The 22653-nt window shown below is 63.8% G+C and carries 23 protein-coding genes; 3 read left to right on the top strand and 20 right to left on the bottom strand.

Annotated elements, in window-relative coordinates; all coding sequences use genetic code 11:
- Positions 1 to 3 precede the first annotated feature (3 nt).
- The 4 genes from PATSB16_RS11655 to PATSB16_RS11670 form a co-directional block, all read right to left on the bottom strand.
- Positions 4 to 1092 carry an ABC transporter ATP-binding protein gene (locus PATSB16_RS11655; RefSeq protein WP_047214295.1) on the bottom strand — a complete coding sequence of 363 codons (1089 nt, stop codon included), beginning with the start codon at positions 1090 to 1092 and terminating at the stop codon, positions 4 to 6.
- A gap of 30 nt (positions 1093 to 1122) precedes the next feature.
- Positions 1123 to 2214, bottom strand: coding sequence for an ABC transporter substrate-binding protein (locus PATSB16_RS11660; protein WP_047214296.1), 1092 nt, complete (start codon positions 2212 to 2214; stop codon positions 1123 to 1125).
- 121 nt (positions 2215 to 2335) lie between these two features.
- On the bottom strand, positions 2336 to 3763 hold the full coding sequence (locus PATSB16_RS11665; protein ID WP_047214297.1) for an FAD-binding oxidoreductase: 1428 nt from the start codon (positions 3761 to 3763) through the stop codon (positions 2336 to 2338).
- Positions 3764 to 4255: 492 nt separating this feature from the next.
- Positions 4256 to 4954, bottom strand: a complete 699-nt coding sequence (locus PATSB16_RS11670) for a DJ-1/PfpI family protein (RefSeq protein ID WP_047214298.1) — start codon at positions 4952 to 4954, stop codon at positions 4256 to 4258.
- Positions 4955 to 5042: 88 nt separating this feature from the next.
- Between PATSB16_RS11670 and PATSB16_RS11675 the strand changes: the two genes are divergently transcribed.
- Both PATSB16_RS11675 and PATSB16_RS11680 read left to right on the top strand, forming a co-directional pair.
- Positions 5043 to 5999 (top strand): GlxA family transcriptional regulator, encoded by a 957-nt coding sequence (locus PATSB16_RS11675; RefSeq protein ID WP_047214299.1) that lies wholly within the window; start codon positions 5043 to 5045, stop codon positions 5997 to 5999.
- Between the two features lie 19 nt (positions 6000 to 6018).
- The gene (locus PATSB16_RS11680) at positions 6019 to 6531 is read left to right on the top strand and encodes a DUF1697 domain-containing protein (protein ID WP_047214300.1); all 513 of its coding nucleotides are present in this window, start codon (positions 6019 to 6021) and stop codon (positions 6529 to 6531) included.
- 5 nt (positions 6532 to 6536) lie between these two features.
- Here the strand turns inward: PATSB16_RS11680 and PATSB16_RS11685 are convergent, their stop codons facing one another.
- The 8 genes from PATSB16_RS11685 to PATSB16_RS11720 all read right to left on the bottom strand — a co-directional run bounded on the left by PATSB16_RS11685 (position 6537) and on the right by PATSB16_RS11720 (position 13724).
- Positions 6537 to 6896, bottom strand: a complete 360-nt coding sequence (locus PATSB16_RS11685) for a hypothetical protein (protein WP_237170225.1) — start codon at positions 6894 to 6896, stop codon at positions 6537 to 6539.
- 130 nt (positions 6897 to 7026) lie between these two features.
- Positions 7027 to 8415: a 23S rRNA (uracil(1939)-C(5))-methyltransferase RlmD gene (rlmD, locus tag PATSB16_RS11690; RefSeq protein ID WP_418303866.1), complete on the bottom strand. Its 1389-nt coding sequence runs from the start codon at positions 8413 to 8415 to the stop codon at positions 7027 to 7029.
- A 66-nt stretch (positions 8416 to 8481) separates the two neighbouring features.
- Positions 8482 to 9258 (bottom strand): 3'-5' exonuclease, encoded by a 777-nt coding sequence (locus PATSB16_RS11695; protein WP_047214301.1) that lies wholly within the window; start codon positions 9256 to 9258, stop codon positions 8482 to 8484.
- Positions 9255 to 10325 carry an RNA polymerase sigma factor RpoS gene (gene rpoS, locus PATSB16_RS11700; protein ID WP_047214302.1) on the bottom strand — a complete coding sequence of 357 codons (1071 nt, stop codon included), beginning with the start codon at positions 10323 to 10325 and terminating at the stop codon, positions 9255 to 9257. Before rpoS ends, PATSB16_RS11695 begins: the two co-directional genes overlap by 4 nt.
- 25 nt (positions 10326 to 10350) lie before the next feature.
- The gene (locus PATSB16_RS11705) at positions 10351 to 11154 is read right to left on the bottom strand and encodes a peptidoglycan DD-metalloendopeptidase family protein (protein ID WP_237170226.1); all 804 of its coding nucleotides are present in this window, start codon (positions 11152 to 11154) and stop codon (positions 10351 to 10353) included.
- Between the two features lie 70 nt (positions 11155 to 11224).
- A complete protein-coding gene (locus tag PATSB16_RS11710) occupies positions 11225 to 12061 on the bottom strand; it encodes a protein-L-isoaspartate(D-aspartate) O-methyltransferase (protein WP_047214305.1) in 837 nt (278 codons plus the stop codon).
- Positions 12058 to 12819, bottom strand: coding sequence for a 5'/3'-nucleotidase SurE (gene surE / locus PATSB16_RS11715; RefSeq protein WP_047214306.1), 762 nt, complete (start codon positions 12817 to 12819; stop codon positions 12058 to 12060). The genes PATSB16_RS11710 and surE overlap by 4 nt, the downstream gene beginning before the upstream one ends.
- Positions 12820 to 13073: 254 nt before the next feature.
- The gene (locus tag PATSB16_RS11720; protein ID WP_169834618.1) at positions 13074 to 13724 is read right to left on the bottom strand and encodes a response regulator transcription factor; all 651 of its coding nucleotides are present in this window, start codon (positions 13722 to 13724) and stop codon (positions 13074 to 13076) included.
- Positions 13725 to 14068: 344 nt separating this feature from the next.
- Here PATSB16_RS11720 and PATSB16_RS11725 point away from each other — a divergent pair, with 344 nt between their 5' ends.
- Positions 14069 to 14479: a hypothetical protein gene (locus tag PATSB16_RS11725; RefSeq protein WP_047214307.1), complete on the top strand. Its 411-nt coding sequence runs from the start codon at positions 14069 to 14071 to the stop codon at positions 14477 to 14479.
- A gap of 148 nt (positions 14480 to 14627) precedes the next feature.
- Here PATSB16_RS11725 and PATSB16_RS11730 read toward each other — a convergent pair whose 3' ends face one another.
- The 8 genes from PATSB16_RS11730 to PATSB16_RS11765 form a co-directional block, all read right to left on the bottom strand.
- Positions 14628 to 15947 carry a hypothetical protein gene (locus PATSB16_RS11730; protein ID WP_047214308.1) on the bottom strand — a complete coding sequence of 440 codons (1320 nt, stop codon included), beginning with the start codon at positions 15945 to 15947 and terminating at the stop codon, positions 14628 to 14630.
- Positions 15948 to 16032: 85 nt separating this feature from the next.
- Positions 16033 to 16779 (bottom strand): hypothetical protein, encoded by a 747-nt coding sequence (locus PATSB16_RS11735; RefSeq protein ID WP_052892662.1) that lies wholly within the window; start codon positions 16777 to 16779, stop codon positions 16033 to 16035.
- Positions 16780 to 16787: 8 nt separating this feature from the next.
- On the bottom strand, positions 16788 to 17492 hold the full coding sequence (locus PATSB16_RS11740) for a C39 family peptidase (protein WP_047214309.1): 705 nt from the start codon (positions 17490 to 17492) through the stop codon (positions 16788 to 16790).
- A gap of 65 nt (positions 17493 to 17557) precedes the next feature.
- Positions 17558 to 18964 (bottom strand): hypothetical protein, encoded by a 1407-nt coding sequence (locus PATSB16_RS11745; RefSeq protein WP_052892663.1) that lies wholly within the window; start codon positions 18962 to 18964, stop codon positions 17558 to 17560.
- A gap of 30 nt (positions 18965 to 18994) precedes the next feature.
- Positions 18995 to 19636 (bottom strand): hypothetical protein, encoded by a 642-nt coding sequence (locus tag PATSB16_RS11750; protein ID WP_237170227.1) that lies wholly within the window; start codon positions 19634 to 19636, stop codon positions 18995 to 18997.
- Positions 19633 to 20139, bottom strand: coding sequence for a hypothetical protein (locus PATSB16_RS11755; protein ID WP_156884731.1), 507 nt, complete (start codon positions 20137 to 20139; stop codon positions 19633 to 19635). Before PATSB16_RS11755 ends, PATSB16_RS11750 begins: the two co-directional genes overlap by 4 nt.
- Before the next feature lie 5 nt (positions 20140 to 20144).
- On the bottom strand, positions 20145 to 20597 hold the full coding sequence (locus tag PATSB16_RS11760) for a hypothetical protein (RefSeq protein WP_052892665.1): 453 nt from the start codon (positions 20595 to 20597) through the stop codon (positions 20145 to 20147).
- Positions 20598 to 21096: 499 nt separating this feature from the next.
- Positions 21097 to 22470, bottom strand: coding sequence for a sigma-54 dependent transcriptional regulator (locus PATSB16_RS11765; RefSeq protein WP_047214310.1), 1374 nt, complete (start codon positions 22468 to 22470; stop codon positions 21097 to 21099).
- Positions 22471 to 22653: the final 183 nt, after the last annotated feature.

The following is a 22653-nucleotide window of genomic DNA, read 5'->3' on the forward strand; positions in this document are numbered from 1 at the left end:
GCGTTACTCCGCAAGCGCCACGGCGTCGGCCGCATGCCACGACAGGCCGAGCGTCTGTCCGATTTCATAATGCTGGCCCAGCTGGCAGGTCGGATACGAGGCCACCAGCGAGGTGCCTGCATCGGCCGTGGCCGCGAGGTAGAGCTTGGTCAGGCTGCCGGTCACCATGATGTCGCGCAGCTGGCAGGCGATCTGGCTGTCGGCCGGCTCGCTGGCATTGACCCGCAGATTCTGCGGGCGCAGCATCAGCTTGACCTTCTGCCCGATGCGCGGCGCATGCCCGTTGACGGTCGCCCGCCCGATGCCGGCCTGGCCACGGACGCTCACGCCCACCTGATCGCCGTCGAGATGTGTCACCACCGCGTCGAGCAGGTTCGATTCGCCGAGGAAATCGGCTACGAACACGGTGCGCGGCCGGAAATACAGGTCGGCGGGCGTACCCAGTTGTTCGATCGCGCCGCCGTTCATCAGGCAGATGCGATCGGACATCGTCATCGCCTCTTCCTGATCGTGGGTCACGTACACGATGGTGGTGCCCAGTTCGCGGTGAATGCGCTTGATCTCCAGTTGCATGTGGTCGCGCAGCTTCTTGTCGAGCGCGCCCAGCGGTTCGTCCATCAGGATGATCGACGGCCGGTAGACCATGCAGCGAGCCAGCGCGATGCGCTGCTGCTGGCCGCCGGAGAGCTCGCGCGGCAGACGCTGCGCGAGTTGCGGCAGATGCACCATCTCCAGCACTTCGGCCACGCGCTTGCGCACCGCCGCGCCGTCGACCTTGCGCATCTGCAGGGGAAAGGCGATGTTCTGCGCGACCGTCATGTGCGGGAACAGCGCGTAGTTCTGGAACACCATGCCGATGTCGCGCTCGTACGGCGCGCCGTAGGTGACATCGACACCGTTGATCAGCACCTGCCCGCCATCGGGCTGCGCCAACCCGGCGATCAGGCTGAGCAAGGTCGTCTTGCCCGATCCGGAGGGGCCGAGCAGCGTGAGAAATTCGCCCTGGGCGACGTCGAGATCGGTGGGCGCCAGGGCGACGAAGTCGCCATAGCGCTTGCACAGTTTCGAGATTTTCAGGTTGGCTGAAGACATGGTGTCCAATGGCAATGATGAAACGTCGAATCAGGTCAGGATCCAGCTATTGAAGCGCTCGAGCGCCTTGCTCTGATTGTCGAGCCAGAACTGCGCGTCGATGTGCAGGCCGTCTTTCATGTTGACGGGGTATGTCGGGCAATTCTTGGCCACGGCGGGTTTGACGTAATTGAACGCGGCCGGCTGGGTCAACCCGGCCGGGAAGAACTCGACCAGTTGCGCCTGGCGTTTCGGGTCCGAGGCAAACTTGATGAACTCGCGGCAGGCTTGCGCGTTGGGCGTGCCCTTGAGAATGGACCAGTTGTCGCAGCCCCAGATGTTCTGGTTCCAGACGATCTCGACCGGGGCGCCGGCGGCCATCGCCGCTTGCGCGCGCGAGACCCACGTGCCGATCATGTCGACTTCGCCGGAGCCCAGCATCTGCTCGACCTGCGCGCCGGTCGTCCACCATACGTCGACGTGCTTGGCGATTTTGTCGAGGCTGGCGAAGGCGCGGTCGAAGTTGCACGGATAGACCTGCGAGGTCGGCACGCCGGAGGCCATCAGCGATTCCTCGATCGTATCGAACGGATATTTGCGCAAGCCGCGGCGGCCGGCGAATTCCTTGACGTTCCAGAAATCGGCCCACGACTGCGGCGCCTTGCGGCCCTTGAACGCATCGGTGCGGTACGCCAGCACGGTCGTGTAGACGTTGGTGCCCACCCCATACGGCGACATGTATTGGTGCGGTATCTGGGCGATGATCGGATCGGACTCCAAGCCGTGCTTTTCCAGGTAGACCTTGCCCGGGCGCGTGAGCAGCAGAATCGCCGGCTGGCTGATCTTGGCCATGTCCCACGTGTAGCTGCCGGTCTCGACCATGCTGCGGATCTGCGCGGTCGGCTCAGCGTTGGCCTGCACGCCGACCACTTCGATGCCGGTCTTCTCCGTGAACGGACGGTAGAACACCGCGCCATAGGCCTTGCTGTAGATGCCGCCGTCATCGCGCACGACGATGCGCTTGTTGGCCGCGGCGCGCGCGCTGGTCCATACGGCAGGGAATGCGAGGGTGGCGGCGCCGGCTGCCGCGGCCTTGATGGCGTTGCGGCGCGACGGATTCTTGGGGCTGGATTTCTTTTGCATGGCGACTCCTGAGGCTGAAATAAGAAGAACGTGAAACTTCCATGACGACCACCATCTCCGATGCGGCGGCAAGCCTGTCGGCCCCCGCGTCCCGCACCGGCTTCACCGCATACGGATAGCGCTACGGAAGTAGCCGACCCGGGTTAAACAAATGCCGTGGATCGAAGGCGCGCTTGACGGTTCGCATCATCCCCAGCTCGAGCGCCGACTTGTATCGCGCCATCTCGTTCAGTCCGGTTTGCCCGATACCATGCTCGGCACTGAAGGTGCCGCCCAACGCGTTGGCGATGTCGTTGACGCTGCGCCGGATCGCCGCGGCCATCGCGCCCTGGTCGGGTACCCCTTGCCACTGCTCGAAGGAAAAGAACGGAATGAAATGCACATTGCCGTCGCCCAGGTGGGCGACCACCAGCACCGGCAGGTCCGCGACGATCGCTCGCACCGCGCGGGTCGCCTGCTCGATAAAGTCGGGCACGGCCGACACCGGCACCGCGCAATCGGTGGTCAGGCCGACACCGGCCTTCTTGTTCGCTTCGGACACGCTATGGCGGATTTCCCACAGCGTGCCGCGCTGAGCCTCGCTGCCGGCGATCACCGCGTCCTCGAGCAGGCCTTCGGCGGCGGCGGCCTCGAGCACCTGCTGCAGCTGTTGCGACAATGCTTCCCCGCGGCCGGTATCGGCGAGTTCGACCAGGCCATGCCAGCGATGCTTGCCGGCCAACGGGCTGCGGCGGTTCGGCACGTGTTCGATCACCAGGTCGAGCTGCATGGCGTCGATCATCTCGAAGGCCGACAATTGCGCGCCGCACGCGGTCTGGAACATGCCGAGCATGCGTACCGCGGCAGCCGGGTCTTTCGGCGCAAACCAGGCAAGCGCATGGCGGGTCGGCAGCGGGTGCAGTTTGAGCACCGCGGCAGTGACGATGCCCATGGTGCCTTCGGCGCCGATGAACAGATGCTTCAGATCGAACCCCGTATTGTTCTTGCGCAGCGCGGTCAAGCCGTTCCATACGCTGCCGTCGGGCAGCACGACTTCCAGGCCCAGAACGTTCTCGCGGGTATTGCCGTAGCGCAGCACACCCGTGCCGCCGGCGTTGGTGGCAATGGTCCCGCCGATCTGGCACGAGCCTTCGGCGCCCAGGCTGATCGGGTAGAGCCGGCCGACGTCGGCCGCCGCTTGCTGCACCGTGGCCAGCACGCAGCCGGCTTCGACCACCATCGAATTATTGGCGGCATCGATGTGGCGAATTCGGCGCAGCCGCGACAGATTGACGATTATCGGCGGATGCCCGTCGGCCGCAGGCACCGCGCCGCCGCACAGACTGGTGTTGCCGCCTTGCGCCAGCACCGCCACACCGTGCTCGCCGCACAGGCGCACGATTGCCGCGACCTGGGCGGTGCTCGACGGCAGCGCGACGCACAGGGCCGCGCCGCGATACCGGCCTCGCCAATCCTCGGTGAAGCCGGCCAGTTCGGCATCGCCGCGCAGCACGCCATCGTTGCCCAACTGGGCAACCAGTGCTTCGATCAGGCTACCGGCGTCAGTCATTTTCGTGATTCCTTCGCATGGTTTTTCGAATGGCAATGAACACTGCTGTGACACAGCATACGAACAAAAAAATTGTATTGAAATGAAAGTAATTGTAATTCAATTGAAAAAGGGGTTTACCATGATTTCGCTACCGAACCCGGTTCGGCGCACGACGGGGATTCGGTGGGTGGTGAGGTTTGCTGCAATCGTCGGGCGCGGGGGCGATGCGCCCGGCCGGATTATCGGAAGCGCGGTGCGCGGCGATTGCCGGGGCTTGCGTTCAACGAGGTTGAACCCGGCATAAGGGATGCGGAGGTGCCGCGCGATGGGTGATGGTTGCTCGCATCGACACAGGCCAAGGGGGAATGGGTTCGGGGGCTGTGCGCCGGTTTGGCGTGCTAAAGGCTGGCTCAGCGAGCCGTCGGGCAAACCACGGCCCGCGAGACGGGGCCACCACTGGCGAGCCTGCGGCGGGCCGCTTCGGTGCCGCCAGTGGCAGGCATGGCGCGCTTATGCGCTGGCCGTCGTGGCGCCGCGCCGCGCGATCTGCTCGATGGCCTCACGCCGTTGCGGCATGGTTCTCGCGTAGCTTGCGGCGACCACTTCCCGTACTTCGGGCGGTGCCAGATCGGGGCGTCCGGCATTGAACGGCGGTTGCGGGGCGTATTCGAGCCCCAATTGCACGGCCTGCGCGGTGATCGGGTCGGTCAGCTCGGCAGCCACGGTGAGCGCGAAGTCGATCCCCGCGGTGACGCCGCCGCCGGTGATCAGGTTGCCGTCGCGCACGACCCGGCCGTCGTCCGCAATCGCGCCGAACAACGGCAGCATGTCGCGCCAGGCCCAGTGGCAGGCGGCGCGCTTGCCTTGCAGCAACCCTGCCGCGCCGAGAATCAGCGAGCCGGTGCATACCGAGGTGATATAGCGCGCGCCGTCGGCGAGCCGCCGCACGTTGCGCATGAAGACGTCGTCGAGCATGGCCTCGGTGACGCCGGCCCCGCCCGGCACGCACAGCACGTCGCATTGCTCGACCGCTTCGAGCCGGGCCAGATCGGAAAACACGAGGCCGTCGGCGCCGACCGGCGCGCCGCCCACCGAGGCGACGGTGACGTCGAGGCCGGGCGTGCGGGCGAAGAACTGGTGCGGGCCGGTGAAATCGAGATGGGTCATGCCACGGTAGAGCGGAAACACGATGTGAATGGTATCGGCCATGAGCGTTTTCTCCAGAGGGGTGTTTGACATGGTCAGTGTAGCGATTCACAATGATGTCCGAAATGACATTATTCCGGCGAATACTGACATGCCTCGCACGATCACTTTTTTGCTGTTTCCCGGCTTTCAACTGCTCGATATGAGCGGGCCGCACACGGCTTTTCGATTCGCCGGCAATCTGGTTCCGGATGCGTATCGCATCGACCTCGTGTCGGCTGCGGGCGGCATGGTGACAAGCTCATCCGGTGTGAATGTGGGCACGACGCACGTGCGCGGCAACCGGCCCGATACGCTGATCGTGCCGGGCGGCAGCGGCGTTCATGCCTATGCCGCGGCCCCTGCCGCGCTGCGGCTCACGCAGCGCCTGGCCGCACGCTCGCGGCGCGTCACCAGTGTTTGCACCGGCGCGTTCCTGCTGGCCGCCGCCGGCTTGCTCGATGGCCGGTGCGTGACCACCCATTGGCGGCACGCGGCGAGCCTGCAGGCCGCTTACCCGTCGCTGCAGGTGGATCCCGACAGGATTTTCATTCGCGATGGATCGGTCTGGACCTCAGCCGGCGTGAGCGCCGGCATCGATCTCGCGCTCGCGCTGATCGAGGAAGATCTGGGCGTGGACGTCTCGCGCGCGGTTGCCCGCGAGATGGTGGTGTACCATCGTCGGCCGGGCGGCCAGTCGCAATTCTCGGCACTGCTGGATATCGAACCGCCGTCGGACCGCATTCGGGCAGTGCTGCATTTCGCGCGCGAGCATTTGCACGAGCCGTTGCCGGTGGAGCGTCTGGCCGAAGTCGCACGCTTGAGCCCGCGGCAATTCGCGCGCGCGTTCGTCAGCGAAACCGGCCAGACGCCGGCCAAGGCCGTCGAGCGCATGCGCGCCGAAGCGGCCCGCCCGCGCGTCGAGGATGGCCGCGAGCCGCTCGAGATCATTGCCTGTGCCAGCGGCTTCGGCGATCCGGAGCGCATGCGCCGGGGCTTTATCCGCGCGTTCGGGCAGCCGCCGCAAGCGCTGCGCCGGCTGGCACACGCGCGGCAACGATCGCCGTGATGGCGTCGGGAGATTCTTCATGACCGTTTTTGTCGCACTGCTGCGCGCCGTCAACGTCGGCGGCACCGGCGTCCTGCCGATGAAGGTGCTGTCGGCCCACTGCACTGAGCTCGGCTTCGAGCGGGTGCGCACTTATATTCAGAGCGGCAATGTCGTGTTCGAGAGCGCTGGCGACGAGAACGAGGTACGGCGCCTGCTGGCGGATTCGCTGGCCGATCTGATGGGCAAGCCGATCGGCGTAGCGGTGCGCAACGCGGCGGCGCTGGCCGCCGTGCTCGAAGCCAATCCGTTTCCAGACGCACCACCCGCGCAGGTGGCGGTGGCCTTTCACCACGCCGCGCTGCCTCGCACGCTGCTCGATGGTTTTTCGACGCCGGGCGGCGAAGAGGTGCGACTCGGGCAGCGCGAGCTTTATGTGCACTACCCGAACGGCATGGGCCGCTCGCGGCTCAAGCTGCCGCTGCCGCCTGGCGAGGTTACCGTACGCAATATCAATACGGTGTCCAAATTAGTCGCGCTGGCTGGCGACTGACGCACTCAGCGGCCGATACGACGGTTGTTGCCGTCAAGCTGTTCGTTCAAAACGCGCTGTTCCTCGCCGCTGATACCGCCGCCTTGTTGCGAAGCCATATCGTTGAGTTCACGCTGGATGGCGTCGACACGCCGGTGCAGCGCGCCGCCGTAGCCGGGATCGATATATCCCTGGCTCACCCTGGCGTCGATGCGGTGATGTTGCGTGGCGATGCGGTGCTCGATCTGCGCCTTGCGCTGCAGGCTGACCTGATACGGGGTGGGCCCCACGCGGGCCGGCGGTGCCGGCTGATAGACGGTACAGCCGTATAGTGCCGCGCAAGCCATCGCCAAAGTCAACGCCGTTTTCTTTGTGTCATGCATCATGAGCTTCCTGGGATCGGCAAATACGCCGGGTGGTTGGACGCTGATATAACGCCATCGAGCATAAGGCGGTTGACCGGTCACAAGTGTTACCGAGGGTAACGCCAGCAGCCGCCCCCCCCCGGCGCGCGCCTTAGTCGCGCTCGAATACCGCGATCGATTCGACGTGCGACGTATGCGGGAACATATTGACGACGCCGGCGCGCGTGAGGCGGTAGCCGGCCTCGTGCACCAGCAGGCCGGCATCGCGCGCCAGGGTGGCGGGGTTGCACGAGACGTACACGATGCGGCGCGGCAAGCCCGGCGCGTTTTCCTGCGCCAGCGCGGCCAGCGCCTTGGCGACGGCCAGCGCGCCTTCGCGCGGCGGGTCGATCAGGTAGCGGTCGAATGGGCCGAGCGCGCGAAGTTCATCCGCCGTGATATCGAACAGGTTGCGGCAGGCGAAGCTGGTCTTGTCGCCCAGACCATTCGCCTTGGCATTGTCCAGCGCGCGCTGCGTCAAGGCTTGACTGCCTTCGATGCCGAGCACTTCGCCGGCTTTGCGCGCCAGCGGCAAGGTGAAGTTGCCGATTCCGCAGAACAGGTCGAGCACGCGCTCGCCGGGCTCGGGAGCCAGCAGATTCAATGCGCGATGCACCAGCACGCGATTGATCTGGTGATTGACCTGGGTGAAGTCGGTGGGCCGGAACGGCATGCGGATCTGGTATTCGGGCAGCACATACGCCAATTCCCGATCGAGCGGATAGAACGGCACGGCCGTCTCGGGCCCCTTGGGCTGCACCCAGAACTGCACGCCGTGCGCATCGGCGAATTCGCGCAGCAGCGGCTCGTCGGCCGCGCCAAGCGGCTCGAGAATGCGCAGCACCAGTGCGGTCACGTCGGCGCCGATCGCCAGTTCGATTTGCGGCAGCCGGTCGCGGATCGACAGCGAAGCCACCAGATGACGCAGCGGCACGAGCATGTCGGAGACGTGCGGCGGCAGGATCTCGCAGGAGGTCATGTCGGCCACGAAGCTGCTCTTGCGCTCGTGGAAGCCGATCAGCACGCCGCCTTTCTTGACGACGTGGCGCACGGTCAGACGGGCGCGGTACCGGTAACCCCAGTCCGGCCCCTGGATCGGGCGCAGCATGGTCTCGGCCTTGACCTTGGACAGATGCCAGAGATTGTCTTCGAGCACGCGTTGCTTGATCGCGACTTGGGCGCGCGGCTCCAGGTGCTGCATCGAGCAGCCGCCGCAGGTGCCGAAAAACCGGCAGCGCGGCGTCGCGCGCAAAATGCTCGGGCGCAGCACCCGCACCAGCTCGGCCTGCTCGAAGCTGGGCTTGCGCCGATAGCTCTTGTAGATCACGCGCTCGCCCGGCAATGCGCCCTCGACGAAAATGACCTTGCCTGGACGGTCGTCCACGCCCGGCAGGCGGCCGACGCCGCGCGCCTCCATATCCAGCGATTCGATTTCGAGGGTGTCGGCGACCAGGTCGAGGACCTGGCTCGAGGGTACGTTAGGGGATTTTGCGTCTGTCACGGCGGCGATTCTCTTCAGCGAAGCCGCGATTGTAGACCATTCGCCCGCCGGTCTGGGTGCCGGCGCTCAGGCCGCGAAGGCCGCCAGGTACTCGCGCCAGTGCGCCGCGCTCTCGCCGGCGAGCGCGGTTTTGACCAGCTCGACTTCCTGTTCGTATTCGGCCGGAGAGAATCCGCCGCGCATGAGCTGAAACCGGCAATACACGAGGTACGTATTGACGACATCGGTTTCGCAGTAATTGCGGATCTCGGCCAATTGGCCTTGCTGATAGGCCTCCCACACCTTGCTGCCGTCCATGCCGAGCTTGCCGGGAAAACCGCAAAGCTTGGCCAGATCGTCGAGCGGCGCGTTGGCGCGGGCCTGGTACATCGCGAGCAGGTCCATCAGATCGAGATGGCGATGATGGTAGCGGCTGATGTAGTTGTTCCATTTGAAGTCGCGATCGTCTTCACCCATGTCCCAGTAGCGCGGCGCGACCACCGAATTGATCAGGCCGCGGTAATGCAGCACGGGCAGATCGAAGCCGCCGCCGTTCCAGGACACGAGTTGCGGCGAGTATTTCTCGATCACGCGGTAGAAGCTCTGGATCAACGCGGCTTCGCCGTCTTCGAGGGTGCCCAGCGAGCGCACGCGAAAACCGTCGCGATCGCGAAACACGCAGGAGATCGCCGCGACCTTGTGCAGGTGCAGCGGCAGAAAGTCGCCACCGGTTTTTTCGCGCCGGGCGGCAAACGCCTGCTCGGCAACCTCGGCGTCGGACATCGTGTCCGGCGCGTCCTGCAGACGACGCAGACCCGCGACGTCGGGAATCGTCTCGATGTCGAAAACCAGAACGGGAATCACAATACGGAATCCTTGCGCACGCCGTTGGAGGCGAAATAACGTTTGAGCTTGACCAGGGCTTCCTGCTGGATTTGCCTGACCCGCTCGCGCGTGAGGCCCATCTCGTCGGCCAGTTCCTCGAGCGTGGCCGGCTCGATCCGGTTGAGCCCGAAGCGACGCTCGATCACATAGCGGTGCTTGGTGGAAAGACGCGAGAGCCAAAGACGCATCAGGTCTTCGAGCTCCCGGTGCTGCACTTCCTGCTCCGGCGCCTGGCTGTGGTCGTCGGAGAGCAGATCGAGCAGGCTGCTGCCAGGGTCGATTTCGAGCGGCGCGTCGAGCGAGGCGACGTGTTCGTTGAGCGCGAGGATGTCGATGATTTCATCGGCCGTCTTGCCCGTCAGGTCGGCAATGTCGTCGATGCTGGCATCGCGCCGTTCGGCGCCGTCGACGTATGGCGCGCTTTTCTCCAGGTGCCGCTTGGCGCGCAGCACCTGATTGAGCTCGCGGATCACGTGCACCGGCAGGCGCACGGTGCGCGCCTGGTTCATGATGGCGCGCTCGATGCTTTGCCGGATCCACCAGGTCGCGTAGGTCGAAAAGCGGAATCCCCGGCCCGGATCGAATTTTTCGATGGCATGCATCAGCCCGAGGTTGCCCTCTTCGATCAGGTCGAGCAGCGGCACGCCGCGATTGAGGTAACCCTTGGCGATGCTCACCACCAGGCGCAGGTTGCGCTCGATCATGACCTGCCGCGCACCGAATTCGCCGCCCTGGGCAAGCGTCGCGTAATGAAGTTCTTCGGCGGGCGTGAGAAGCGGCTTGATGCTGATGCGGTTCAGGTAGTGCTGAACCGTGTCGGCCGTGAGTTCGGCCTGCAGGATGGTGGTGAACTCGTCGGGCTCGGCCGCAGCGGCCTGCGGTGCGTCGAGTTCGCGCGCCTCGCCCGGCTCGCTGGACTCGCCGTCGCCTTCGACGAACGGGTCGTCGGCCGGCGCGTCGTGGCGTTCCGACTGCTCGCCAGCCTCGTCGGCGGCGAGCTCGGAGTTTTCTCCGTGATGCGAGAGATGACGCTTCTTTTTCAGCATCCCACCCTGCTCAAGGTTGATCGACTCACTTCGGCGGCAGATAGGTCGTTGGATCCACCGGCTTGCCCATGCGGCGCACTTCGAAATGCAACATTACTTGAGAACTGTCGGAGTTGCCCATCTCGGCGATCTTTTGCCCCTGGCTGACGACATCGCCCTCTTTTACCAACAGTGTGCGGTTGTGAGCATAGGCCGTCAAGAACGTTCCGTTATGTTTGATGATGATCAGGTTGCCATAGCCGCGCAAGCCATTGCCGGCGTAGACGACTTTGCCCGCCGCGGCGGCCATCACAGGCTCGCCCGCCGTGCCTGCAATGTTTATCCCTTTGTTGGTGCTGTCGTTGAAGGTACCCACCACCTTGCCATGGGCCGGCCATATCAGCGAGATGGTCGTGCCGGCTGGGGCCGACTGGTTCAGCGGCGCGGGCGGGGGGGTCGGCGCGGCCGCGGGCGGCGTCATCGCGCCGCTGCCGGACGCGGCAACCGGCGCGGATGCGCCCGGCGGCAACATCGGCGTGGCGCTCTGGCCGGGCGGCGGCACTACGCGCAATACCTGTCCGACCTCGATCTGGTCGGCGTTTGACAGATTGTTCCAGCTGGCGATGTCGCGATAGTTCTGGCCGTGATCCAGCGCGATCCGATATAGCGTGTCGCCTGGCTTGACGCGGTAATACCCCGGCGCCACCGGCAGGCTTTCCACCACCGGCGCGTTGTTGGGAACCGGCGTGCCGGGAGCCACGGACATGCTGCCCGCCGCAGTACCGGGGGCCTGCACCACCGGCGCGCCGACCTGACGCGTCGCGCATGCTGCCAGCGTGCTGATCAGCACGGCGCTAGCCAGGCGTTGGTATAGTCTCGATCGCGAGTTCACTCATTTCCTCCGCGTAATTTCTTCGGTATCAGATGATCCCGGATTTTAAAGGGACAAAGAAAACCCGATCAAGCCGCGTTTCGCGCCATTGATGCGCTCCGGTGCGCTCGATCAGGGTCAATATTTGTTGTTCGCCGCCCAGCGGCGCCACCAGGCGCGCGCCGATATCGAGCTGCTCGAGCAGCGCCTGGGGAATCTCCAGGCCCGCCGCGGCCACCACGATCCCGTCGAACGGCGCCACCAGCGGCATGCCCAGCCGGCCGTCACCGTAATGCAGACGAATATTCGGCACCCGCAACGGGCGAAGGTTCGCCTTGGCGCGCTCGTGCAGCGGGCGAATCCGCTCGATAGAATAGACTTCGCGCGCCACCTGGCTCAGTACCGCCGCCTGGTAGCCGCACCCGGTGCCGATCTCCAGCACCTTGTCGAGCGGCCGCCCGGAAGCGAGCAGCAATTCAATCATGCGCGCCACGACCGACGGCTTGGAAATCGTTTGCGCGTGCCCGATCGGCAGCGCGGCGTCTTCATAGGCCTGATTGGCGAGCGCCGCATCGACAAACCGATGCCGGGGCACATGGCCGATCGCCGCCAGCACGCGCGAATCCCGAATGCCGCCTTCGCCCAGACGCTGCGCCAAACGTTGCCGGATCCGCTCGGAGGTCAGGCCCAGCGCTTCGTGCGGGACCTCCTTGAGCACGGTTTGCTTGCCGGCACCGGCCTTGGCGTGCGCTGCCGCCGTCGTCGCGCCAGCCTTGCGGTGCGAACCGGACGTGCCGGTACGCGCCGGCGACGCGGCGCGCTTGCCGGAACGATCGATGACTTCGGACAGCGCCAGGGGAAATCGCTTGGCCGGCAATTGGCTCATTTGGCGGCCACTCCCGCGTTCTCCAGCCAGTCATGAACTGCGTGCAGTTGCGCGGTGTAGGTCAAATCGAGCTGTAGCGGGGTGACGGAGACATGGCCGTGGGCGACGGCATGGAAATCGGTGCCTTCGCTCGCATCGCGCGCGTCTCCAGCCGGCCCGATCCAGTAGATCGGCTCGCCGCGGGGGCTTTCCTGCCGGATCACCGGCTGCGATTGATGGCGTTTGCCCAGGCGCGTCGCGCGCGCACCCTTGATCGCCTCGTAAGGCAGATTGGGAATGTTGACGTTGAGCAGGAATGGCGAGGCCAGCGGCTGCTCGAGATAGCGTTCGATGATTTCACGGGCCACACGGGCGGCCGACTCGAGGTGATCCCAACCCTTGTTGACCTGCGAGAAGGCAAAGGATGGGATGCCAAACATGAAGCCTTCGGTGGCCGCCGCGACCGTGCCGGAGTAAAGCGTGTCTTCGCCCATGTTCTGGCCATTGTTGATGCCCGATACGACGATATCCGGCCGGTGCTCGAGCAATCCGGTCAGGGCAATGTGCACGCAGTCGGTCGGCGTGCCGTTGATGAAACGGTATCCATTGGCGGCGCTGAACACCGACAGCGGCCGCTGCAGGGTCAGCGAGTTCGAGGCACCGCTGCAATTTTGTTCGGGCGCCACCACGGTGATGTCGCCAAGCGGCGCGAGCGCCTCGTAAAGCGCGGTCAGACCGGGTGCCTGATAGCCGTCGTCGTTGCTGAGCAGAATTTGCATGTCTGGATTGTAACTTAGGAAAGCGGGTGCCAAACGCCTTGGCGCCGCGCGCAGCCCCGCGCCGGCGCGCTTCGCGCAAATAGCGCCCAAGCCTAACACACCCGCGTCGATCGCCGGCGCAGCCGAACGTCGGCATGCTGCCGACGTTTTACCGCAAAAGAATGTCAGGTTCGAGTCGTGGCCGGCGCGGACCACGGGAGCGACGGGCGCGACCGATGTTGCAATGAAGCAACGCCGCGCCCGTCGCGATGAGCTCAGATCGAGCGGTCTTCGAACAATTGGCGGGCGCCGCGTTGCGCGGCAATGTAGATCGCTTCACCGCGATTGCGGGCGCCGAGTCGGCGATACAGCGCGCTGATGTGGGTTTTGGCGGTGCCTTCCGAGATCAGCAGATGCTGGCAGATCTGTTTGATCGAAAGGCCGCGCGAGAGCAGCACCAGGATTTCGTGCTGCCGGCGGGAAATCCCCAGCAGCGCCAGCTCGTCGCTGCCATAGCCATTGGCCGCCGCGCCGCGCCCGTCTCCGACCATGGCGGCGGCGGGATCGGACAACAGGTGCGAGACGACGTCGCGCGGAATGTAGTATTCGCCGCTCGAGACGATGTAGAGAGCGCCCAGGATCACGTGGCTCTCGGCCGGATAGGCCAGGCACCCGCCAGCACCCAGGCGCAGCCAATGCAGGATGTCGTCGAAGTGCGGCTCGGCGGTGGCCACCAGGGTGGGGGCCAGCCTGAGTACACGGGCTTGCGTCGCGCTCGGCGCGCCGTGCTCATCGCGCAGCGCTTCGTCCTCGATAACCACGCACTGAGTAGATTCGGAACTCGCCAGCCAGGCCACGGCGGCCGGACAGGAGGGTACGACGTGCAGCTCCGCGGACGCTTCGCGCGCCGCCAGAGCTTCACGCATGGCATCAGCGATCTGCTGATTCTCGCCAACAAATAAAACGCGCATGGAATCCCCGGTTTTTGTTGTTCACCCCGCCGCTCGCGTCGCTTGAGCTCGACTTGTTATGCGCAACGGTGTTCAGTCAATCCAACGCCAGTCAACTCTAACAAGGAAGTCGCCAGAAAATCCTCAGCGGATTTACCCTAGTCAGTGCGCCAACCGCCCTATTCAGGGGTCTTGCCGATGCGTCATCGCAACACCTGCAATATCGACACCGACCCCATTTATTTCCCTTTCCTTTGCCCGGGTTCGCCATACAATGAAACCTGTACCGGGTTCGGGGACCAACGGTTCAACCAATTCTCATGACTTCCACATTCGCGCGCCTGACGCTCGGCACAGCTTTGCTTTGCGTGCTGGGCACAAGTGCCTGTCAGGCGCGGCAAGCGTTCGCCACCGCCGCGCTCGAGCGCGCTGGCGCCGAGCCGATCGACGACATCACGTTGGCCGCGGCCCGCGGGACACAACTACACGCAAATACGATACTCCTGGCGCAAAACGTCGCCATGAGTTCGGTCAAGCTTTGGGACGAAATCCTGCCGCCCGTCCCGGCGCCGAAACCCCAGGACCAGGCGGCTTCGCCGGCCAACTTCCAATCGACGTCGCTCACCGTTGCAAGCGGCAACAGCCTGCGCGTGTCGGTCGGCAGCCCTGCCGCGCCAATGCTCCTGCGGGTTAATTTTTCGTCCCGCCTGACGAACCTGCCGGCCCGCTGAATACCAGCCGCACGAAAGCGTTGCCCCCCGGCGCACAAGTGTGTGAACCTGGCCGCGAATAATGTCGCGGCCAGGCCACCCGCCGGCGCGGGACTGCGAGCCCGACCGGCGATAGCGTCGATGCCTCCGCGTGCTTCCATGCCCGACCTCAGAACGTGTATGGGAAGCGAATCCCGATCACGTAGTTCGGCGCATCCGGCGACATGCCCGCATCGAAGTAGCCGTTAAAGGTCCAGTGCTTGTTGATCACGTAATTCAAGCCGACATTGAGCGACGCGGCATTGCTGGAACTACCGGGCACCGTCACGTAGCTCTCACCCGGGGCCTGCGTCTTGGTGGCCTGGGAAATAGCCGCCGAATAGGACAGGCTGAGCGCGGTCCTGTCGTTGAGCGCCAGCGCGATGCCGGCCCCGACTTGCAGTACATCGCCCAGTTTGACCTTGGCCGGCGTGACCACGCTCGGGATCGGCGAGATGTCGGAGAACGAGCGCGGCAAGTTATACGTATAGGCCAGGCTGCCGAACAGGATGACCGGGTCGTAGGTCCGCAACACGGAAATGCCGGCGGTCAGCGCCCACACGCCGTTGCCGGTAGGCAGCGAGGTCGGGAAATTCAGGTTGTTGTTGTCCGCCGGCGAAGTGAACTTGATGCCGAACGGCGAGCTCCCGGTCGGTGCCGTGACCCGCAAGCTGCCAACGATGTCGGGCCAGGTCGCGGACTCCTTGACGAACTGGTAATAGACCGACGCGGTCACATCGCCGATCGACCCGGCGTTCTTGGTTTGGTCGCTCAGCGCCGTGGCCGCCCCGCCCGCGCCGGCAGAGATGAAGTCACTGCTGCGGTACAGGTAGGGGACATCCAGCGACACGCTCAACCGGTCGGTGATGCCGTAGCGCGTGTTGACGTCGAACGTCCACACGCTCGCCTTGGTTTCGGACAGGTTGATGTTCCCCAGAAAGATCGCATCGAGGGCGAGAAACCCCGTCAGCGCCAGTTGCCGCCGATCGTAATAGCCGTAGCTCACGCCGGCATCGATGGTGAGCTTCTTGTCGAAAAGCGGCGCGTGCTGCTCCTGCACGACGGCGTTCTCGCTGGGCGAGCGATACGCGGCTGCCGTGTTCTTTTGCTGCTGCTGGGTCTGGCCTATTGCAGCGGCGCCGCCGTCCTGAGCGCTCGCGGCGTCCGACGCGCCGCCGGCATCGCCAGTGGCGGTGGCGCCGCTCGGCGTGTCGGCCTGCGCGGCATCCCAGGCCGTCACGCCGCGTCCTCTGCGGGACATTTCGAGCTGCGTGAGGCGCTTCTTCAAAGAAAGAATTTCCCGCTGCTGCTGGTTGATTTCACGCGAGAGTTGCGTGATCTGATCGTCCAGCGAGGGCGGCGCTTGCTCCTGCGCCTGGGCCGATAGCGCGAACAGCAACACCCCCCATGCGATTGCGTCAACGGGAAAAAAACGGTTCCTGTTATTCATAATATCCCCCGGTCAAAGTGGCGATTGCAGAAGATCATTCCGGAATCGCCATGAAAATCAATTACATCTTCTTCGGTATCCTTATTTATCTTCGCAAGCCGAGCGTATTGGCCAGCGCCTGGTTGACCCCGACTTGCCGCAAGGCATTCATCGTCACGGGATTGGTTCTCAGGTGCAGCAACATGCTGTTGAGCACCTGCTGGTTGTTACCTGCGACCTGGATGACCTGCATGATGCGGTTCATCGGACTGCCCCCGCCCGACGTGATGGTCTGCACGACCGAGCCGAACGGCGATTGCAGCGAAACGTTCACGCCTGATTGGCCCACCGCCACGTGTGCGTTCATCCCGTCGAGCGAGGTGCTGCTGGCACCGCCCGAAGGCAGCCCCAGGCCGCCCTGGGTCGGCGAGAAATCGATCACGGTCTGGTTTTGCACGGCGTTCCCATTGCCGGCGACTTGGGTAACCTGACCTACCCCATTGACTTGAATTAGGTTGCCCCCGTGCACGGATGCAAGACCAGGGCCGTAGTTGGTGCTGTTGTTGCCGGGCAAGATGCCGGTCTGGCTGCCCGTGTTGACCGTATATCCATTGCTGCCTTGTTGCACATTGACCGAGCCGGCGGCGTAGAGACTGGCGCCGGACGGTGTTTGCCATTGCGAAATCAGATCGAGTTGAAAACCCGAAATCATGTTTTGATCCATGTATTTGCCAGTGGCGTGAGCCAACACCTCATCGCTCACCGGCTGCCAGGACATCGGCACCTCATGCGCCAATGCCGGTATTGCGCCCATGCACAGCGGCAGGGCCAGCAATCGTGCATAGTGGTTCATGACCTTTCTCAGAACAAATTCGATTTGATGAGCCCGAAGTCGACCTCGGGGGTCGGCCGCGCGCTCGTCGCCAATGCGCCGGCGCGTTGGCGCAAGGCGAGTGAATAGTTACCCTGCAATAACGGGGAATCCTCCAAAAATGGCTTGCCGACCACGGCCAGGATGAGTCCATCCCATTGCCTGGCGAAATCGGCTTCCTCGACAACGCGATTGCCCAGCGCCGGATCGGCCAGAAAAATGCGGCCGTCCCGGGCACCCTTGATCAGTACGAAATGTTGATAGCCGTTGATGTCCATCAACGCGATGACTGGAATGCGCAAGTCGTAGAGCGCATGGACGTTGACGCGAAAGCCGCGGCCTTGAAAACCCAGCGTTTCGACGAATTTCTTCATGTCCAGCATCGAAAATCCGCTCTTGATGACCACGGCGGGTGTCGAATACACCATCATCCGTTTGATCATTTCGGCTTCCGGGATGTTGATGCCGTAGCCGTATTTGAGCAGCGTGGACAGCGCGGCGGAGCCGCAGCTGAAGTCATACTCCTGCCTGACAATGTCCCGATACCGCATGTCCTTTATCGAGCGCATTGTCTTGAATGCGGGGATACCGGCGACCGACTCCAGATCGACCTGCGATTGCGCACTGGCGCCGAGCGCCAGGCAGGCAAGCACGATCGTCGAACCGAATCTCAGCCACCGGGTGTAATGCATCATGGCCTCTCGATAGAGACGGCCGGCCCGAGACGTCCGGGCCAGCCTTGGCACTGCTGCGCGAAGCGTTACTTCATGACACTGACCGACGAAATGGCCAGGCTGTTGTTTTGCACGTTGCCGATGCCGGCGGCGATATTGACGCCGACATTGCCGGTCGCACCCGCCAGAGCGCCGCTACCCAGGTAGGCGGTCGGCACATAGGCGCCGGAAGCGTACATCGAGGCCTTCTGGTCGGTTTGTGCGGTGGCCGTGACGGCGCCGCCGGTGTCTGCACCAGCCTTGGTGGTGGTGACCGAAGCAGCCAGGTTATTGGCCTGCACGTTACCGATACCCGAGGCGATGTTGACGCCGATGTTGCCCGAGGCGCCAGCCAGCGTACCGTCACCCACGCTTGCATTCACGTACATGTTGTGAATGCTGCCACTGCCATCCGACGACTGCGTGCTGAAGGTTTGCGCCGAGCCGTAGACCGGGCCCGAGTTCATCGCCGACAGAGCCGCGTTGTTGGCTTGCGCATTGTCCACACCGGCGGCTTCGTTCAGGCCGACGTTACCCGAGGCGCCAGCCAGCGCACCGTTGCCGGTACCCGCACCCATGGTCGGCATGACGTACGTGGTGGTGTGAATGATCGTCGTGCCGGACACGGAAACGTTGTTGGCAACGTAGTCGTTGGAGAATCCCCAGATGGCGCCGGCTGCGATCGATGCCGATTCGACGTCGGAGTAACCGTGGTTGTCGGTCGCGTGGAAGCCAGCGTCAAAGCTGCTTTGCGTATTCTTGTAGCCACTCGCCTGGAAGCCGCCAGACGATTGATGCTGTTGGCCATACGCATAGCCGCCCCAGATCGAACCCGATCCGCCCGAGGCGTGGTAGCTGCCGCCGTAGCCGTAGCCGCCGCCACCGCCGGGCGTCCAGAAATGTCCGCCCGCACCACCGTGAGCACCGAATTGATAGCTGCTTTGCTGATACCCGCCGCCGGCAACGAAGCCGCCCGAGCCGCTGGACTGTTGTCCGGCCGAATACTGGCCACCAACCTGAGCTCCCTGGCTGGTGTTCAGGTGGCCGCTGGCAGTCTTGTTGACCCAGCTGGTATCGTTGTCGTAACGGGTGGTCGTCACACCGCCCACTAGGTACGCGCTGCCGGTGTCTGACACCGAGTTGTTGGTGTAATTGGTGTTGATCCGGGTGGTCGAGTCGGTGAAGTTGCCGAGCCACTTGGACGGCGCGCTGATGGAAATTTCGCTCGCCCAGACGTGCTGGTCGTTTTGCACGACAGCGTTCGCCGTGTTATCCGCGAATACGCAACCCCTGATGCCGACCAGGCCGAAAATTGCGACGTTGTTCAGCACATTGGTTGCGTTGCCGATCTCCGAGAAGCTGAGCTGGTCGTGGTCGTTGCCACCGTGCGGGTAGGCCATCGCCGACCCAGTCGCCAACAGCATCGCCGCCACCGCAATTGCTTTGTATTTCATGACAATCTCCTTGACGCGAGAGTAGTGAGTTTAAAAAGATGTGCCCGCCGGGGGACGGAGCACAAAAACGTTTGAGGCCACGTTGCCTACACCGGCCGACTGGTTGACCTGCACGATTCCGGCGGCATTACGAAAGGCTTCCGGGGAAATCGAAGCCTCGCGGTATTGCTCGGAAATGCCCGGGTGTCCAGTCCAGCCACCTCTAGAGATCGCACCGGACAGTGCCGTGTCCGATGCGATCTCCACTCCAGACACCGCGCCGCCGACGATGACGGCGGCGTTGTGTTGAAGGTTGCCGCTGCCGCTGGATTGATTGACTTGCGTCAACCCGGCGACACCGGAAAATGCCGTGCCATCGATGCTGCTTTTGGCCGCGCCAGCCAGTGCCCGGCCGAGCGAGATTTGCTGCGAGCCGAGCACGCCGACGCCGAGCGCGGCGGCGCCCTGCACGATCACGGCCTGGTTGCTTTGCGCGTTATTGGCGCCGGCCGTCTGATTGACCGCGATATTGCCGCTGGCGCCTTTGGCCACGCCGCTATCGATAGTCGACGTGGCAATCACGGCGGGCGCGGAGGTGCCGGCGCCCTGCCCCGGATCGGCCGCAGCCGGCAACGCATATGCGCCGGCGCAGATCAGTACCATGGCCAGCCTGGCGAGATGGGTGCGTTTCATTTGGGTGCCCCCACCGCGCCCATCGACGACAGCGGCGCCAACGCTTGATTGATCGCGCTGGGGATCGACGTGCCCAGGCCGCTGGTCGCGCCGACGATGGCACCGCCAAAGCCGCCGGTGGCACCGGATATCCCATTGCCGCCGGAAGTCGCATTGCCGCCGACCAGTCCCGCTGTGAGCGGCTGCATCGCATTGACGATGCTCGAGCCGATCAGGCCCATCGAGCCATGGGTCGACAATTCCGCGTCGGTCGCGGCGCTGATGGAGCCGATCGCCTCGTCGAACGGTTGCTTCGGAAACGTTGCAACGCTCGAATCGATCGGATAGTTGTCGTGCGGCAGACCGCGGTAGGCGATGCGTGGCCCGACCTGCCGCTCGATCACCAGCTCGCCCGGGGCGGCCGGTTCGGCCAATGCAGCGGTGCTGACGATTTCGCTCGCGCCGAACAGGCACAGCGCCATCGCTGGAGCCGCTCGCCGTGTCACGCGCAATAGGTGGTTCATGGCGCTCACCTGGAGTAACTCACGGTGTTGACCTGGGCGTTACCGCTCGACAATTGCTGCGGTAACGGGGTCGGATTGGTGCGTGGCATTTCGTCCCACAGGGTCACCGAGTTGGCGCCGAGCATGCGCGGCGTCGCGGCGACCATGACCGGCACGGCAACGCGTCCGCGCGCCCTGCCGAGCTGGCCGTCGTCGAGCGCCGTGGCGCCGGCCGGCATGCGCACGAAGCCAGCATCCTCGGCCGGCATTTGCGTGCCGAGCATCGCCAGTGCCACCGGGCTGCGCGTCACCACGAAATCGACCGGAAATGCAGCTGCCTGGATTGGCGAGTCGTTCATCGCCAACGTGAATTCCTGAGCACACGCAGGCAACGCGACCAAGGCACCGCCGATGGCGATCAAGAGCGCTCCGACCGCGCGTCGCGGACTGAACGATTTGCCGAGTGTGGTGTGTCGCATAGCCGGTTCCTCCTTGCGCAGAACTACTAAGCGACATCCGTGCCATGCGCGTTAAACGTTTGAAAACAAAAGAAAGCGCCAGAGGCGATCGGTAGCAACGACCGCACATTGTCAAAAAATGTTTCAGCGCTGATACGGCAGCCCGATGAATCGCCGGATCGGTGTCGCGGCGCCGGTCGGTTTCGTTGCGGGAGATGTTCGGCAGCGTTTTTGCCGGCGTGCGATGAGCAGCGCGGCGCGTATTCGCGGCGCGTCCGGGCGATCGTCCGGAAGGGTGATGCGATGCCCTGGAAAATGCCTCGGGTCGCTATTAAAGGGGGCCAGAAACAGAATGTTTCAGCCTTGAAGTGCCGCCCCGAAACCCGGCCGGAACAGCGCGCCGAGTCGAGACGGCGGTGCACCGTGTGCGTCGCAGCGGGTAATTGGGCGCCTCAAAATAAAAAGACAACCGGCCCCTGCATTAGCAGGCCGGTTGCCCTCTCACCAACGCCAGGAGATATCAGGCCGGCACGCCCGATTCGTCACTACCACCACGTAAGCCGTACCGGCACATCAGCCGGTACAACGTGATTCGAGAGATTCCCAATTCCTTTGCGACTTCAGTCAGACGATGGCAATGGCGCAGCAGCGCCTGCTCAATCGCTTCGCGCTCTGCATCGGCGCGAATTTCTTCCAGCGTTTTTATGGTGGTTGGCGCCCACTGCGACAAGTCGAGATCCTTGGCCGAGATCATGCGGCTGTCGGCCATGACCACGGCGCGCCGCACGCGATTGATCAACTCGCGAACGTTGCCGGGCCAGTGGTACTCGTACATTGCCTGTACCGCGCATTGTGTGAAGCCGCGGATTTTGCGGTGATTGTCGCCCTTGAAGCGTTGCAGCACGTGGTGCGCAAGGATTTCGATGTCTTGCCCGCGCGCCCGCAGCGGCGGCTCGTCGACCCGCAATACGCACAGGCGGTGATACAGATCCATGCGAAAGCGGCCTTCCTTGACAGCCTCTTCCAGGTTCACATTGGTCGCGGAGATGATCCTCACGTTGACCGGAATGACTTCGTGTCCTCCAAGCCGCTCGATCGCGCCCTGCTGCAGGAATCGCAGCAGGCCTGCCTGACTCTCCATCGGCAGGTCGCCGATTTCATCGAGGAACAGCGTGCCGCCGTTGGCAGCCTCGACGCGGCCGATCTTGCGCTGGTTCGCGCCGGTAAACGCCCCCCGCTCGTAGCCGAACAACTCGGATTGCATCAGGTGTGGTGGAATAGCGCCGCAATTGATCGCGACAAATGGTCCTTTGCTGCGTGGCGAGCGCTCGTGAATGGCAACCGCCGACAGTTCCTTGCCGGTGCCCGACTCGCCGAAGATGAATACCGGCGCATCGGTGTTGGCAACCTTGCGAATGGTACGAAACAGTTGCTGCATGACTTCGCAGGTGCCCACCATTTCCTGATCGCTGCCCGAGAATTCCGGCGCGGACTGCTTGATCATGTCGGACAGCGCGGCCATCCCGTAGGCGTGCCCTACGATATTGGCAATCGCATCGTTCGAGCACGGTATGTGCACGTAGTCGAAGCAGTAGTCGCGGATCAGCCGACGCACCGAGGCATTTTCCAGTTGCTCGGGACTGGTCGCCGCCACCCATCCGATATGGGCAGGCTGCATGCAGTTCTCGAACAGCGTCAGATCGCGGTCGGAATAGCCGCTGCTCAGATCGAGCAGCGCGGCCGAGGTGGGGTGCGCCGGCTGAATCAAACGGCCGACTTCTCCGGCAGACTTGGCAGGCACCACGTGCCAGCCGCGTTCCTGCAGGAAACCAAGCAAAGGCTCGCTATGTCGCCGTGACGCATAAATCAGCGTCCGATTGGTTTCATGGGTCATTCTTATTCCCCGCTTTACGGCAAGCTCGCACTCGTCGTTTGACCTGCGATTCGGATGCGAGAACAACAGCCCCAAGGCCTCTTCCATTTTTTATGGGGAAGATTGCCTAATTTAGTCTAGGCGAGAAGAGCGCCTCGAGTAATAGCGAGAAACGACTAATCCGATAGGATGACAGGGTTGACG

Origin of the sequence: Pandoraea thiooxydans (genome assembly GCF_001931675.1) — a bacterium.
Taxonomy (GTDB): domain Bacteria; phylum Pseudomonadota; class Gammaproteobacteria; order Burkholderiales; family Burkholderiaceae; genus Pandoraea; species Pandoraea thiooxydans.

Excerpts from the sequence above, each read along its gene's own strand:
- PATSB16_RS11710 (WP_047214305.1), bottom strand. The coding sequence starts at position 12,061 with ATGAGCCAATTGCCGGCCAAGCGATTTCCCCTGGCGCTGTCCGAAGTC.
- PATSB16_RS11730 (WP_047214308.1), bottom strand. The coding sequence starts at position 15,947 with ATGAATAACAGGAACCGTTTTTTTCCCGTTGACGCAATCGCATGGGGG.
- PATSB16_RS11670 (WP_047214298.1), bottom strand. The coding sequence starts at position 4,954 with ATGGCCGATACCATTCACATCGTGTTTCCGCTCTACCGTGGCATGACC.
- PATSB16_RS11760 (WP_052892665.1), bottom strand. The coding sequence starts at position 20,597 with ATGCGACACACCACACTCGGCAAATCGTTCAGTCCGCGACGCGCGGTC.
- PATSB16_RS11755 (WP_156884731.1), bottom strand. The coding sequence starts at position 20,139 with ATGAACCACCTATTGCGCGTGACACGGCGAGCGGCTCCAGCGATGGCG.
- PATSB16_RS11685 (WP_237170225.1), bottom strand. The coding sequence starts at position 6,896 with ATGATGCATGACACAAAGAAAACGGCGTTGACTTTGGCGATGGCTTGC.
- PATSB16_RS11665 (WP_047214297.1), bottom strand. The coding sequence starts at position 3,763 with ATGACTGACGCCGGTAGCCTGATCGAAGCACTGGTTGCCCAGTTGGGC.
- PATSB16_RS11735 (WP_052892662.1), bottom strand. The coding sequence starts at position 16,779 with ATGAACCACTATGCACGATTGCTGGCCCTGCCGCTGTGCATGGGCGCA.
- PATSB16_RS11740 (WP_047214309.1), bottom strand. The coding sequence starts at position 17,492 with ATGATGCATTACACCCGGTGGCTGAGATTCGGTTCGACGATCGTGCTT.
- PATSB16_RS11745 (WP_052892663.1), bottom strand. The coding sequence starts at position 18,964 with ATGAAATACAAAGCAATTGCGGTGGCGGCGATGCTGTTGGCGACTGGG.
- PATSB16_RS11750 (WP_237170227.1), bottom strand. The coding sequence starts at position 19,636 with ATGAAACGCACCCATCTCGCCAGGCTGGCCATGGTACTGATCTGCGCC.
- PATSB16_RS11660 (WP_047214296.1), bottom strand. The coding sequence starts at position 2,214 with ATGCAAAAGAAATCCAGCCCCAAGAATCCGTCGCGCCGCAACGCCATC.
- rpoS (WP_047214302.1), bottom strand. The coding sequence starts at position 10,325 with ATGCTGAAAAAGAAGCGTCATCTCTCGCATCACGGAGAAAACTCCGAG.
- PATSB16_RS11720 (WP_169834618.1), bottom strand. The coding sequence starts at position 13,724 with ATGCGTGAAGCTCTGGCGGCGCGCGAAGCGTCCGCGGAGCTGCACGTC.
- PATSB16_RS11765 (WP_047214310.1), bottom strand. The coding sequence starts at position 22,470 with ATGACCCATGAAACCAATCGGACGCTGATTTATGCGTCACGGCGACAT.
- PATSB16_RS11725 (WP_047214307.1), top strand. The coding sequence starts at position 14,069 with ATGACTTCCACATTCGCGCGCCTGACGCTCGGCACAGCTTTGCTTTGC.
- PATSB16_RS11675 (WP_047214299.1), top strand. The coding sequence starts at position 5,043 with ATGCCTCGCACGATCACTTTTTTGCTGTTTCCCGGCTTTCAACTGCTC.
- PATSB16_RS11655 (WP_047214295.1), bottom strand. The coding sequence starts at position 1,092 with ATGTCTTCAGCCAACCTGAAAATCTCGAAACTGTGCAAGCGCTATGGC.
- PATSB16_RS11680 (WP_047214300.1), top strand. The coding sequence starts at position 6,019 with ATGACCGTTTTTGTCGCACTGCTGCGCGCCGTCAACGTCGGCGGCACC.
- surE (WP_047214306.1), bottom strand. The coding sequence starts at position 12,819 with ATGCAAATTCTGCTCAGCAACGACGACGGCTATCAGGCACCCGGTCTG.